The sequence below is a fragment of the Tessaracoccus antarcticus genome, from assembly GCF_003688855.1.
GTDB lineage: Bacteria > Actinomycetota > Actinomycetes > Propionibacteriales > Propionibacteriaceae > Arachnia > Arachnia antarctica.
In genome coordinates this window covers 116,839-130,263 of record NZ_REFW01000003.1, presented here as the reverse complement: position 1 = coordinate 130,263, position 13,425 = coordinate 116,839, and the positions used below count along the sequence as shown (strand labels likewise).

At 67.9% G+C, this 13,425-nt stretch carries 13 protein-coding genes; 4 read left to right on the top strand and 9 right to left on the bottom strand.

Annotation, left to right across the window (positions count from 1 at the left end; all coding sequences use genetic code 11):
- Positions 1–2 precede the first annotated feature (2 nt).
- From kdpA to glgX, 4 genes are all read right to left on the bottom strand, one after another.
- Positions 3–1,676 (bottom strand): potassium-transporting ATPase subunit KdpA, encoded by a 1,674-nt coding sequence (gene kdpA, locus EAX62_RS11840; RefSeq protein WP_121901932.1) that lies wholly within the window; start codon positions 1,674–1,676, stop codon positions 3–5.
- On the bottom strand, positions 1,676–1,765 hold the full coding sequence (kdpF, locus tag EAX62_RS11835; protein WP_121901931.1) for a K(+)-transporting ATPase subunit F: 90 nt from the start codon (positions 1,763–1,765) through the stop codon (positions 1,676–1,678). Before kdpF ends, kdpA begins: the two co-directional genes overlap by 1 nt.
- Positions 1,762–1,926, bottom strand: coding sequence for a hypothetical protein (locus EAX62_RS16740; RefSeq protein WP_158600659.1), 165 nt, complete (start codon positions 1,924–1,926; stop codon positions 1,762–1,764). The genes kdpF and EAX62_RS16740 overlap by 4 nt, the downstream gene beginning before the upstream one ends.
- Before the next feature lie 133 nt (positions 1,927–2,059).
- A complete protein-coding gene (glgX, locus tag EAX62_RS11830; protein WP_121901930.1) occupies positions 2,060–4,219 on the bottom strand; it encodes a glycogen debranching protein GlgX in 2,160 nt (719 codons plus the stop codon).
- Positions 4,220–4,325: 106 nt separating this feature from the next.
- Here glgX and EAX62_RS11825 point away from each other — a divergent pair, with 106 nt between their 5' ends.
- The 4 genes from EAX62_RS11825 (at position 4,326) to EAX62_RS11810 (ending at position 7,871) form a co-directional block, all read left to right on the top strand.
- Positions 4,326–5,450, top strand: a complete 1,125-nt coding sequence (locus EAX62_RS11825; protein ID WP_121901929.1) for a cysteine desulfurase family protein — start codon at positions 4,326–4,328, stop codon at positions 5,448–5,450.
- 77 nt (positions 5,451–5,527) lie between these two features.
- On the top strand, positions 5,528–6,598 hold the full coding sequence (gene mnmA, locus EAX62_RS11820) for a tRNA 2-thiouridine(34) synthase MnmA (RefSeq protein WP_121902146.1): 1,071 nt from the start codon (positions 5,528–5,530) through the stop codon (positions 6,596–6,598).
- Positions 6,598–7,584, top strand: coding sequence for a uroporphyrinogen decarboxylase/cobalamine-independent methonine synthase family protein (locus tag EAX62_RS11815; protein ID WP_121901928.1), 987 nt, complete (start codon positions 6,598–6,600; stop codon positions 7,582–7,584). The genes mnmA and EAX62_RS11815 overlap by 1 nt, the downstream gene beginning before the upstream one ends.
- Positions 7,585–7,628: 44 nt before the next feature.
- A complete protein-coding gene (locus EAX62_RS11810) occupies positions 7,629–7,871 on the top strand; it encodes a hypothetical protein (protein WP_147454097.1) in 243 nt (80 codons plus the stop codon).
- A gap of 6 nt (positions 7,872–7,877) precedes the next feature.
- Here the strand turns inward: EAX62_RS11810 and EAX62_RS11805 are convergent, their stop codons facing one another.
- Genes EAX62_RS11805 through EAX62_RS11785 form a run of 5 tightly spaced genes read right to left on the bottom strand, consistent with a single transcriptional unit; the run spans position 7,878 to position 13,338 of the window.
- Entirely contained in the window at positions 7,878–8,558 is a 681-nt protein-coding gene (locus EAX62_RS11805; protein ID WP_121901926.1) for an N-acetylmannosamine-6-phosphate 2-epimerase, read from the bottom strand.
- On the bottom strand, positions 8,555–9,478 hold the full coding sequence (locus EAX62_RS11800) for a dihydrodipicolinate synthase family protein (RefSeq protein ID WP_121901925.1): 924 nt from the start codon (positions 9,476–9,478) through the stop codon (positions 8,555–8,557). Before EAX62_RS11800 ends, EAX62_RS11805 begins: the two co-directional genes overlap by 4 nt.
- Positions 9,475–10,299, bottom strand: coding sequence for an ATP-binding cassette domain-containing protein (locus EAX62_RS11795; RefSeq protein ID WP_121901924.1), 825 nt, complete (start codon positions 10,297–10,299; stop codon positions 9,475–9,477). Before EAX62_RS11795 ends, EAX62_RS11800 begins: the two co-directional genes overlap by 4 nt.
- Positions 10,292–12,376, bottom strand: a complete 2,085-nt coding sequence (locus tag EAX62_RS11790) for a dipeptide/oligopeptide/nickel ABC transporter permease/ATP-binding protein (RefSeq protein ID WP_199711271.1) — start codon at positions 12,374–12,376, stop codon at positions 10,292–10,294. The genes EAX62_RS11795 and EAX62_RS11790 overlap by 8 nt, the downstream gene beginning before the upstream one ends.
- Positions 12,373–13,338, bottom strand: a complete 966-nt coding sequence (locus EAX62_RS11785; protein WP_121901922.1) for an ABC transporter permease — start codon at positions 13,336–13,338, stop codon at positions 12,373–12,375. Before EAX62_RS11785 ends, EAX62_RS11790 begins: the two co-directional genes overlap by 4 nt.
- Positions 13,339–13,425 lie beyond the last annotated feature (87 nt).

Here is a 13,425-nt window from a genome sequence, read left to right as displayed (position 1 = left end):
GTTCAGCGCAGCCCTTCTGCGAGCGGCCCCAGCGTGAGGATGGGGAAGAATGTGAGTGCCGTGACGATGAGCGTCACGCTGACCAGCAGACCGACGAAGAGCGGCCTGTGGGTGGGGAGCGTTCCGGCGGTGGCGGGAACCTTGTCCTGCCGGGCCAGTGCCCCCGCGAGGGCGAGGACGAAGAGGATCGGCACGAATCGGCCCAACAGCATCGCGAGTCCCAGCGCCGTGTTGAACCACGGCGTGTTGCCGGTCAGGCCCGCGAACGCGGAGCCGTTGTTGTTGGATGCCGACGTGAACGCGTAGATGACCTCGGAGAGCCCGTGGTTGCCGGGGTTGAGGATGGAGGTGGTTTCGACGTCGGTGCGGATGGCCGGGACGGCGAAGCTCAGCGCCGTGCCCACCAGCACCAGCGCGGGCATGACCAGGATGTAGAGGCTGGCGAGCTTGATCTCGCTGGGCCCGATCTTCTTCCCCAGGTACTCCGGCGTGCGGCCCACGAGCAGCCCTCCGATGAAGACGGTGATGACGGCCAGCACGAGCATGCCGTAGAGACCTGCCCCCACGCCTCCGGGGGCCACCTCCCCCAGCATCATGTTGAGCATGGGGAGCATGCCACCCAGTGCCGTGTAGGAGTCGTGCATGGAGTTCACGGCGCCCGTGGAGGTCAGGGTGCTCGTGGTGCCGAACAGTGTGGTGGCGAAGATGCCGAAGCGCTGCTCCTTGCCCTCCATGGCTGCGCCCGCGAGCATGGGCGCGGTGCCCGATCCCGCGTACTCCAGAGCACTCAGGATGACGAGCGAGGCGAGGTACAGCGTGGCCATGACGGCCAGGATGGAGTATCCCTGCCGCTTGTCGCCCACCATGCGTCCGAAGGTGTAGGGCAGCGCGAACGGGATGACGAGCATGAGGAAGATCTCGAAGAGGTTGCTCCACCCCGTCGGGTTCTCGAACGGGTGCGAGGAGTTGGCGTTGAAGAAGCCGCCGCCGTTGGTGCCGAGCTCCTTGATGACCTCCTGGGACGCGACGGGGCCGCCGGGCAGGCTTTGCGTGCCCCCCGTCAGGGTGGTGATGTCCGTGAAGCCATGAAAGTTCTGGATGACACCGGCGATCATCAGGACGATGGCGCCCAGGACAGCCATGGGCAGCAGGAGGCGCAGCGTGCCGCGGGTGACGTCCACCCAGAAGTTGCCGATGGTGCCCGAGGTGCGGCGGGCGAATCCCCGCACGAACGCGATGGCCACGGCGATGCCGACGGCCGCTGACACGAAGTTCTGCACGGCGAGCCCGGCCATCTGGGTGGTGTAGCCCAGCGTGGCCTCGGGGGAGTAGTTCTGCCAGTTCGTATTGGTGACGAAGGAGACGGCCGTATTGAACGCCAGTCCCGGTGGCACGGCCGGCAATCCGAGCGCGTACGGCAGCAGGGGCTGGAGTCGCTGCATCCCGTAGACCAGCAGGAAGCCGATGACGGAGAACGCCAGCAGGGCGCGAAGGTAGGACTGCCATGTCTGGTCGGTGCGCGGCGCGACGCCGATGAGGCGGTAGAAGCCCCGCTCGAGCGCCATGTCCTTGTCCGAGGTGAAGATGTGGGCCATGAAGGCGCCCAGCGGGCGATGGGTGATCGCGAGCATGAGGACCAGCGTTGCCGCCTGAAAAGTGGCGAGGAGGACGGGCATCAGAAGCGCTCCGGCCTGATGAGCGCGAACACGAGGTACACGATGGCGGCGACGGCCAGGACGGCGGCCAGGAGGCTGAAGGCGGTCACAGCGCTTCGACCCCCTTCGCGAGCAGGCCGATCATCACAAAGATGATGATGAGACCGGCGACGTACACGATGTCCAGCATGGTGCGGCTCCTTGTGGAAGAGACTCCCGTGCGGGCGAAGCCTTGCTGGCTGCGCGCACGGGTTTGACTCCTGGAGTCCACACCCGCATCAGTGGGGGGGAGTGACGTCCTAACGGAACGCACACGGCATCACGGGAAACCCTGACGGGTTCCATGCGGGTGCGTGCCCGGGTGGTGCGAACATGCCCCCGGAATCACCCGGGGGCGGCGTCCGTCAGCCGAAGACCTTCGTGCTCGGCTCCACGTCGATGCTGTAGGCCGCCGCGGCCTCGAGTTCCATCAGTTCCGCGGTGGTCGTCGGGACCTCGGCCCGCATCACGATGGTGCAGCGCCCCGGCACCACCAGCGGCGAGCCCGGCTCGAGGGGGCCCGTCGGCAGCTCGTTGTCCTCGGCGGAGTGCCAGTAGATGGTGTACTCCTTGGCCCACGGCACCCCCGGCAGGGTGATGGCGACGGGATCGGCGCCGGAATGGAACCACGTGAGGAAGGCGTCGCTCTCGTCGGAGGTGTACATGCCCAGGAGTCGACGCGACTGGTCATGCCAGTCGTCCTCGCCCATCTGGCCCTGATCGCCGTCCATCCAGGTGAGGTCCACCCGGCGGAGGTTCTCGCCGTGGGCGTTGATCACCTCCGAGTGGTAGAGGAACCTGTCGCTGCGCAGCAGCGGGTGGGCCGCACGCAGCTCCAGCAGGTTCGCGACGCGGTCGCGCACAGCCTGCCACCGGGGCGCGATGTGCCAGTCCACCCATGACAAGGGGTTGTCCTGGCAGTAGGCGTTGTTGTTGCCGAGCTGGGTGCGGCCGAATTCGTCGCCCGCCACCAGCATGGGGGTGCCCTGGGCGAGGACCTGCGTGGCCATGAGGTTCAGCACCTGACGTGACCTCAGAGCGTTGATCTCGTCATCGTCGGTGGCCCCCTCCCAGCCATGGTTCCAGGACCGGTTGTTGTCGGTGCCGTCACGGTTCGACTCGCCGTTGGCGAGGTTCTTCTTCACGTCGTAGCTGACGAGGTCGTGCATGGTGAAGCCGTCGTGGGCGGTCACGAGGTTGACGCTGGCCTGCGGGGTGCGCCCGGAGTTGTCGAAGATGTCGGGCGAACCCGAGAGGCGGGTGGCCAACTCCTGCACACCGGGGACGGCGCCACGCCAGTAGTCGCGGACGTGGTCGCGGAAGCGGTCGTTCCACTCGGACCATCGGGGGCCGAACGCCCCCAGCTGGTAGCCGTACGGACCGACATCCCACGGCTCGGCAATGAACTTGACGCCCTCGAAGGCAGGGTGGTTGTCCATGGCAACCTTCAGGGGGTGATCGTGGACCACGTGGTGGTGCTCGTCACGCAGCAGGGTGGTGGCAAGGTCGAAGCGGAAACCGTCGACCCCCATCTCCTGCACCCAGTACTTCAGGGAGTCGATGACGAGGTTGGCCACCATCGGCTCGGACGTGTCGACGGAGTTGCCGCACCCGGTCACGTCGTAATCGTTGCGCTTGTCGTTGGTGAGCCGGTAGTAGGCGTGGTGGTCGATGCCACGCATGGACAGGGTGGGGCCGGCGTGGCCACCCTCGGCGGTGTGGTTGTAGACGACGTCGAGGATGACCTCGATGTCCGCTTCGTGCAGCGCCGAGACCATGTCCTTGAACTCGTCCACCTGACTGCCACGGTTCCCGCGGGTCGCGTAGAAGGAGTGGGGGGCGAAGAAGCCCAGCGTGTTGTAGCCCCAGTAGTTGCGCATGCCCTTGGCCACCACGAACGGCTCGGACACGAAGTGATGGATGGGGAGGAGCTCGACGGCGGTGACCCCCAGGTCCTTCAGGTACGCGATGACGTCGGGGTAGGCGAGCCCTGCGTAGGAGCCGCGAAGATGCTCCGGCACCAACGGGTGCGACTTCGTGAATCCGCGGACGTGGAGTTCGTGGATCACCGACTCCGCCATGGGGCGACGCCGCGCCATGGGGGTGGGTGCGGGGGACTGCTCCACCACCACGGACAGGGGGACGGCACCGATGGAGTCGGTCTCGTCCATGGTGTAGTCGTCGCCCGGGATGTGGTCGAGGATGGGGCCGCGGAAGTCGACGCCGCCGCTGACGGCGCGGGCGTAGGGATCCACCAGGAGCCGCGCCGGGTTGAACCTGCTGCCCTGCGAGGGGTCCCAGGCGCCGTCGACCCGGTACCCGTAGCGCTGCCCGGCGAGCACACCGGGAACATGCACGCTCCAGATGCCGTGCTCACCCAGCTCCATCTCCACGTCGCTCTGCTGTTCCCTGTCATGCACCAGCGTCAGCGTGACGCCCGTGGCGCGGGGCGCCCACAGACCGAAGAGTGCGCCGTCGTCGACGAGGCGGGCGCCCAGGATGGACGTGTCGGGTGTCGAGTTCATACAGGAGTCCTCAATTGCAGTTCAAGCGGTTGCACAACCTGCACAGTGTGCCAGTTCCCTGGCATACCAGCGGCATGCGGGGCGTGTCGCGCTAGCGTGGGGCATCATGCCCGCACCCGCATACCTGGACCACGCCGCCTCCTCCCCGCTGCGGCCGGAAGCCTTCGACGCCCTCGTCACGCACCTGCCCCTGGAGGGAAATCCGTCCGCACTCCACGTGGCGGGGCAGCGTGCCCGGCGGGCACTGGAAGAGGCCAGGGAGCGACTGGCCGCCGCAGTGGGCGCAGCACCCGGCGACGTGGTGTTCACCTCCGGTGGCTCGGAGGCCGACAGCATCGCCCTCATCGGGGGCATGAGGGCCCGCCGACAGCAGGGGCGGACGCGATGTCTGGTCTCGGCCGTGGAACACCCGGCCGTGCTGGGGATGCTCCAGCGGGGCGCAGAGGCGCTGCCGGTGACCCGCGACGGCGTCATCGACGTTGACAGGGCGCTCGAATCCATCGACGGCGACGTCGGCGTGGTGTCCGTCATGGCCGTCAACAACGAGACAGGCATCTGTCAGCCCCTCGCGGACCTGTGCGCCGCCGCGCTCGGCCACGACGCCTGGGTGCACACCGACGCCGTCCAGGCACTGGGGCACGTGCCCGTGGACTTCCGCGCCAGCGGCGTCGACATGATGTCACTGTCGGCCCACAAGGTGGGGGGCCCCGTGGGCATCGGTGCACTCCTGGTGCGACGCTCCGTGACCCCCGCCATGGTGGGCCTGGGGGGTGGCCAGGAGCGCGACATCAGGTCAGGCACCGGGGCTGTGGCGTTGGCCGCGGCATTCGCCGCCGCCGCCGCAACCGCGACGGAATCCCTGGAGGCGGAGACGGTACGGCTCGGCGGCATGCAGGCGCGCATCATGGCCGTCTCCCGTGAACTGGGCGGGGACGTCAGCACGGCGCTGGCCGAGCATGCGCCCCACATCACCAATGTCACGTTCGCCGGTACGCGCGCCAACGACCTGCTGTTCCTGCTCGACCAGGCGGGCGTCTACGCCTCAGTGGGTTCCGCGTGCAGGGCCGGGGTCCACCAGCCCAGCGAGGTACTGCTGGCCATGGGGCGCACGTCCGATGAGGCTGCCGCCACCCTGCGTTTCTCCACGGGCCACAGCACCACCGACGCCGACATCGCGAGGCTGGAGGAGGTCCTGCCAACCGCGCTCAGGCAAGCACGTGCCGCTTTCTGAGGAACCGCAGGCGAATCGGTCACCGTGGGTGCATCGCGTACCATCGACGCGGAGTCTTTTCATGATGGAGGGTGGACGTGCGAGTACTGGCAGCCATGAGTGGCGGGGTTGATTCGGCGGTGGCCGCGGCCCGTCTGGTGGCGGCAGGGCACGAGGTCACAGGTGTGCACCTGGCGCTGTCGAAGAACCCGCAGAGCTATCGCACCGGGGCCCGCGGCTGCTGCTCGCTGGAGGATTCCCACGACGCACGCCGGGCCGCCGACGTCCTGGACATCCCCTTCTACGTCTGGGACTTCGCACAGGAGTTCCAGGAAGAAGTGGTGGACGACTTCGTGGCCGAGTACCAGGCCGGACGCACGCCCAACCCGTGCCTGAAGTGCAACGAGAAGATCAAGTTCGCGGCGGTGCTGAACAGGGGGCTGGCACTCGGGTTCGACGCCGTGGCCACCGGGCACTACGCGCGCCTCGTGCAGGGTGAGGGTGGCGTCGAGCTGCACCGCGCCGTCGACCCCGAGAAGGACCAGTCATACGTCCTGGGCGTCCTCACGCAGGAGCAGCTGAGGCACTCGTTGTTCCCCCTGGCCGAAACCCCGAAGACCGAGGTGCGTGCCGAGGCCGAGCGCCTGGGGCTGGCGGTGGCGAAGAAGCCCGACAGCCACGACATCTGTTTCATCCCCGACGGCGACACGCAGGGTTTCCTGTCGCGCTACCTCGGCGAGGAACCCGGGGACATCGTCGACGCCGACGGCGTGACGCTCGGGATCCACCATGGCAGCCACAACTTCACCGTCGGTCAGCGCAAGGGCCTGGACCTGAAGATCCCGGCCCCCGATGGCCGGGCCCGCTACGTGCTGCGGATCGAACCCGTCAACAACACCGTGGTGGTGGGGGCACGGGAGGACCTGCGCGTCAGGACTTTCCGCGGCATCCGCCCCAGCTGGACCCAGGGCCCGGTGGAGGGCCCTTGGCGTGGGCTGGCGCAGTACCGCGCGCACGGCACACCCATGGACGCCACGATCTCGCTCCGCGACGGGGAACTCGTGGTGGAGCTGGACGAGGAGGCCTCGGGTGTCGCCCCCGGCCAGAGCGTCGTGGTCTTCGACGGTGACCGCGTGGTCGGGTCCGCCACCATCAACGAAGCCCGCTGATGAGGGTCACCGCCGCCGGTTCCCTGCCCGGCGACGACTTCCGGGGCGCACTCGGCGCCGTGACGGAGGTTCTGCCTGACATCCTCCCCCTCCCGGAACTCCCCGGGCGTGGCGTGGGCTCGCAGATGGTGGGCCGTACCCTCGGCCTCATCGACGGCCTCGGCTTCGACCTGCAACCCGCCGGTTGGCGGCTCACCACCAGCTCCGGATCCGGGGCCGACCATCGTCGCGCCCGGTCACAGTGGCGCTTCGATCTCGACGACGCCGAGGAGTTGCTGCAGGGCTTCGGAGGTGTCCTCAAGGTGGCTGTCGCCGGCCCGTGGACCCTGGCGGCCTCCGTGGAGCGGCCCACCGGGGACCGGCTCCTTGCGGACCACGGCGCACGCCGTGAAATGGCGCAGGCGCTGGCCCACGGCGTCGGCTCCCTGTTCGCCGATCTGTCCCGGCGTCTCCCTGAGACCACACTGCGCCTGCAGGTGGATGAACCCCTGGTGGTCTCCGTGGCCGAGGCTCAGGTGCCCACCGCCAGCGGCTTCTCACGGCACCGCCGCGTCCACGCGCCAGAGCTGAGCGGAGCGTTGTCGCCGCTCATCGCCATCGACCGCGACGCCATCCTGCACTGCTGCGCAGACGGCGCATGGTTGCCGCTGGCACGCAGCGCCGGCTTCGCGTCCGCGTCGCTGGACCTCACACTGTTCGAGACCGGGCGCCTGCGCGACGTGGTGGGCCAGTGGCTCGCCGACGACCTGTCGATGGTGCTGGGCGTCGTCGACACGGCGCGCCACGAGGTGCAGTCCGCCGATGACCTCGTGACGCGCGCGTTGGGTTTCCTGCGGCCCCTGGGCCTGGACCCCGAGGTGCTCCGCGACCGTGTCGTCCTGGGGACCGCCTGCGGCCTGGCCGGATGGTCGCTGCCGGACGCCATGGCACAGCTGGAGCAGTTGCGGCGGGCGGGCGAGCTCATCGACGAACAACTGGAGCGTTGAGTGCGCCGTCGAAGCGTCGCGATGCGGTGGCTAGACTGCTGATCGTGCGCGTTTTCTCCGACCTGAACCTCAATGGCAAGAGCCCGATGCGCGCCCAGCCGCGCATCGGCGACTGGGGTCCCCAGAAAGTGCCCAGCACTCGCTGGAAGAAGTGGCAGAGGGTGCTGGTTCCCCTCCTGGCCGTTCTGCTGGCCGTCGGGGTGTTCTTCCTCGGCCGGATGTTCTATCTGGCACTCACCGAGCCCCAGGCGGCTCCCGCCTTCCACGTGGGGACGCACTCGTCCTGACGAAGCTCAGGACCCCCTGACCGCTGCGGCGAACCACCCCGTGATGGTGCTGGGGTGCGTGATGGCCGTGCCGACGCAGACGGCGTGGGCGCCGAGCCGCATGACGGCAGCAGCATGCTCCAGCGTGTGGACGCGACCCTCCACCACCACGGGCCTGGTGCATGCCTGGATGGCCTCCTGTGCGAACTCGAAGTCGGGGCCGACCGTCTTGTTGCGGTCCTGCGTGTAGCCCCCCAGCGTGGTGCCGATGATGTCGGCGCCGTCGGACTCTGCCCGCACGCAGTCATCAACGGATCCGCAGTCAGCCATCACGAGGACGTCCGGGTACCGCTCCTTGAGGCCCCGGACGATCCCGGCGAAGGTGGACCCGTCGGGACGGGGGCGCGACGTGGCGTCGATGGCCACGATGTGGGCACCGGCCTCCGCACATGCCAGTGCATGGCGCAGCGTGGGGGTGATGTAGACACCCTCGTCGCCGTCCTTCCACAACCCGATGACGGGCACGTCGATGACGGCAACGGTGGCCCTGATGTCCTCCAGGCCCTGTACGCGGATGGCGGCCGCACCGCCGGCCACGCAGGCCTGAGCCACCTGCGACATGGTGCGGGGATCGCGCATCGGCTCCCCCGGGTAGGCCTGGCAGGACACCACGAGGCGTCCGGCCAGGCCGTCGACGAGGTCGGTCATGCGAGCAGCCCGGTGTGCACCAGGACCTCACGCACGGCGGAGATGTCCTCAGCCGTGAAGTCCGCGAGCGGGCGGGGCTGAGTGGGCTGGTCGATGACGCCCAGGAGGTGCATGGCGATCTTGAACGCGCCAACACCGGTGCCGTCGCCGCCGCGACCCCGCGGCATGAAGACCACCTGGAACTCGGCGTTGATCTCCTCCTGGATGGCGACGGCGTGCTCCCACTTGCCGTCGACGCAGGCATCCCACAGCGCGCGGTAGCGGGCCGGGTCCACGTTGGCGAAGCCGGGCACCATGCCGTCGGCGCCGATGAGCATCATGGCCTCGTTGACCATCTCGTGGCCGGTGAACAGCTTCAGCGGGGAGCCGGCGGCACGGTTCAGGGCGATGAGGCGCCGGAACTCGACGTCGTTGCCGGAGGAGTCCTTCACGCCAGCGATGACACCCTCGGTGCCCAGCATCACGAGCATCTCGGGGGCCAGCTTGACCCCGCCGAGACGGACGGGGACGTCGTAGGCGAACACGGGTACGTCGACGGCGGCGGCCACCATGCGGAAGTGCTCAGCAATCTCCGACATCGAGTTGAGGGCGTAGAACGGGGCCGTGACCACGATGCCGGCAGCGCCGGCGGCGATGGCGCGGTGAGCCTGCTGGATGACGCGCGGGGCGGTCTGCTCCATGCAGCCCACGAGTATCGGCACCCGGCCGGCCGTGCGGGCGGCGATGGCGGACACCACGGACTCGCGCTGGTCGTCGGTGAGGTAGGCCACCTCACCGGTGGAGCCCATGACGAACAGTCCGTGCATGCCGCCGTCGATGAGGTGGTCCACGACGCGGTCGAGGGACGCGAAGTCGATGTCACCCTCGGCGGTGAAGGGGGTGACGACCGGGGGGTAGATGCCGACGAATTCTTGGGTCATGCTGATGGCTCCTTGAGCAGGGATGGAACGGCGGAAAGCAGCTTGGCGGTGTAGGGGTCCTTGGGATGAAGGAAGATCTCGTCCGTCGGACCCATTTCGACGAGTTTCCCGAAGTACATGACGCCGATCCGGTCCGAGACGAACCGCACCGTGTTGATGTCGTGGCTGATGAAGACGAGGCCGAGGCCGAGCCTTTCCTTGAGGTCGCTGAGCAGGTTCAACACCTGTGCCCGCACCGAGACGTCCAGCGCCGACGTGGGTTCGTCGGCGATGATGACGTCCGGCTCCAGGGTGAGGGCGCGTGCGATGGCGACTCGTTGCCGTTGCCCCCCGGAGATCTGGCGGGGCAGGACGTCGAGCGCGGACTGGGGGAGGCCCACCAGTTCGAGGAGTTCCTTGACCTTGGCCAGCCGGTCGCGCGGCGTGCTGATGCCGTGCACCCTGTAGGGGTCGAGCAGGGTGTCGCGGACAGTCATGCGGGGGTTCAACGCCGTGGCCGGATCCTGGAAGACCACGGAGACTGACCGTCCCAGCTTGCGCCGCTCGGCGTAGGAGTTGCCGATCGTCTCGCCCTTGAAGAGCACCTCGCCGTCGGTGACGCCCTGGAGGCCCACCATGACACGGGCCGTGGTGGACTTCCCACATCCGGACTCCCCGACGATGCCGACGGTCTCGCCGCGCGAGACGCTGAGGGTGACGTCGTTGACGGCGTGCACCTTGTCGGGGCGGAACAGTTTGCCGGTGCGGGCCTTGTGCACCACATGCACGTTGCGCAGTTCGATGACCGGCGCTTCCTGGTTGGCTGCTGACTTCTCAGGCATGCTGTGCCTCCTTCGCGAGGGCGTCCTGCAACTCGGGGGTGCTGGCGAACACATGGTCGGAACCGTCGATGGGCACCAGTTCCGGGCGCTGCGTCAGGCCCAGTCCCGGATGGGACGAGCGGGGTGCGAAGCGATCGCCCGCCACGAACTCGCGCGGCGATGGGACGGTGCCGGGCACCTGGTGCAGGCGGTCGGCCCCTTCCTCGATGGAGAGCACCGCGCCCAACAGCCCGCGTGTGTACTCGTGGCGCGGATCGCTCAGCAGGTCCGTGGTGGAGGCCTGCTCCACCACCTGGCCGGCGTACATGACCGTGATCCGGTGAGCAACCTCGGCCACCAGCGCGAGGTCGTGGCTGACGAAGACCATGGCGAACCCGAGCTTGGTGCGCAGGTCGTTGAGCAGGTCGATGACCTGTGCCTGCACTGTGACGTCGAGGGCCGTGGTGGGCTCGTCGGCGATCACGAGGCGGGGATTGCGGGTGAGCGCCATGGCGATGAGGACGCGTTGGCGCTGACCGCCGGAGAGCTCGTGCGGGTAGGACTTCAGGGTGCGCACGGGGTCGAGGCCCACCAGCTCCATGAGGTCCTCAGCCGTGCGCTGACCGCCGCGCTTGGTGAGTTGTTTCATCTGGGCGCGGATCAGCATGGACGGGTTCAGCGAGCTGAGCGCGTCCTGGTAGATCATCGCCATTTCATGGCCCCGCAAGGCGTTGCGGTCCTTGGGGTTGAGCGACAGCAGATCGACGCCGTCGAACATGATCCGACCCGTGATCCGTGCCGTGTCCGGCAGGAGGCCCATGATGGCCATGGACGTGATGGATTTGCCGCAGCCGGACTCGCCCACGAGGCCCATGGTTTCCTCCGGCCGGACAGTGAACGAGACCTTGTCGACGATGTTGACGTCGCCGTGGGCGCCGGGGAAGGAGATGCTCAGGTCGATGACCTCCAGGAGGGGGGCCGCATCCGGGTGCGCCAGCACGAGGCGGTCGGTCCGCAGCGACTCCGACGCCTTGAGGTGTGCGAGGCGTGCACGCAGCGACTCGGCCTGCGAGGCGTGGCTGGCGGCGATGCCGCCGGCTGCCTTCTCGCCGCGCAGGGCGGCCTCGTCGGCGTCAACGTCGACGTGGACCTTCACGCGTGGCGAGGCCATGGCGTCGGTGAGGCCCTCGGAGAGGATGTTGAGGCACAGGGTGGTGATGAGGATGAACAGGCCCGGGAAGAAGGTTGCCCACCAGTGGCCGGACAGCAACAGCGACTTGCCCTCGGAGAGCATGTTGCCCCAGGTGGGCGTGTTGACGGGGCTGATGCCGGTGCCGATGAACGACAGCGACGCCTCGAAGACGATGGCGTCGGCCACCAGCACGGTGGCGAACACCATGATGGGTGCCAGGCAGTTGCGGGCCACGTGTTTGACGAGGATCCATGAGGTGCGTGCGCCCATCACCTTGGAGGCGGACACGTAGTCCTCGCCGAACTGTGACATGACGTTGGCCCGGACCACGCGGGTCAGCTGTGGCACGTAGAGGAACGCGATGGAGGCGATCACCACGGGCAGCATCGGCAGGCGGGTGGCGAGCGCCGACACCAGGACGGCGGCCAGCGCGATGCCGGGAAAGCTCATGATGATGTCGAGGATGCGCATCAGCACTTCTGCCACCCACTTGCGGGCGGTGGCGGCGATGGATCCCAGGACCGCGGCAACCAGGAGGGCGATGCCCGTGGCACTCAGGCCGACGATGAGCGACACGCGGGAGCCGAAGATGACGCGGGAGGCGATGTCGCGGCCCTTGGCGTCGGTGCCGAACCAGAACTGTGGATCAGGCGCGATGGCGTTGTCGGGCAGCTTCTGAATGCCGACACCCTCGATCTTGACCTCGGTGTAGACGATCTTGTCGGCCGGGACGAGACCGGAGGCGCCGGGGGAGAAGGGGGCGATGAGCGGCGCGAAGACGGCCATGAGGACCACGATGGCCACGACCACCAGCGCAATGCGTGAGCTGACGGGCAGCGACTTCAGCGACGGCAGGCGCAGGCCCGGGGTCTGAAGCTTCGTCTTTGACTCGGCGGACAGCATCATACGCTCCTGATCCGCGGGTTGACGAGCACGTAGAGGAGGTCCACGAGCACATTGATGACGATGAAGGCGATGGCCACGGTGACGGTGACTCCCTGCACGATGTTGACGTCGTTGCGGGTGATGCCCTGGAAGATCAGCTGGCCCATCCCCTGGATGTTGAAGATCATCTCGATGACGACGGCGCCACCGAGGAGATAGCCGACCCGCAGCCCGAGCACGGTGATGGGGGTGATCAGCGCATTGCGCAGCACGTTGCGGCCGATGACCACGTGCTTGGGAATGCCGGCGCCGATGGCGGTGCGGACGTAGTCGCGGTCGAGTTCCTCCACCATGGCCGTGCGCACGACGCGGGTCAACGAACCTGCCACGGGGATCGCCAGGGCCACGGTGGGCAGGAAGACCTGGTCCACGTAGGCGGCGGGGTTCTCACCGATGGAGACCCAGTCGGTGATGACGGCGGGGAAGAGGCCGGCGCCACCGGGTACATTACCGAGCCACTGGATGAGCAGCAGTGCCAGCCAGAAGGACGGTGTCGCGAGGCTCGCTATGGAGAACACGCGGATGGCCTGGTCGGGCCACCTGTCGCGGTAGATCGCCGCGATCACGCCGAGCAGGGTGGAGACGATGATGGCCAGGATGAGGCCGAGGAACGTCAACTGCAGGGTGATGGGGAAGGACTTCGCCACCATGTCGGAGATGGGAACACCCACGAAGGAGGTGCCGAGATCGCCCTGCACGAGGTGTGTCAGGTAGCCCCAGAACCGCAGGAGCAGCGGGTCGTTGAGATTGTTGAGCTCCCGGTAGTTCTGCAGGGCCTGTGCGCTGGCGGATTCGCCCAGCGCCAGACGGGCGGGATCTGCGCTCGAGAACGACATGACGACGAACACGAGCAACGTGACCCCGAACACCATGATCGGCAACGCGATGATGCGTCGACCGAGCAGACGGATGAGGTTGGACAAGACGGTTGCTCCTTTGCACTCGTCTACCCCGCGTGGGGGACTCTTTCACGGACTGGACCCGGGCGGGCGGGGAACGATCGGGGGGAA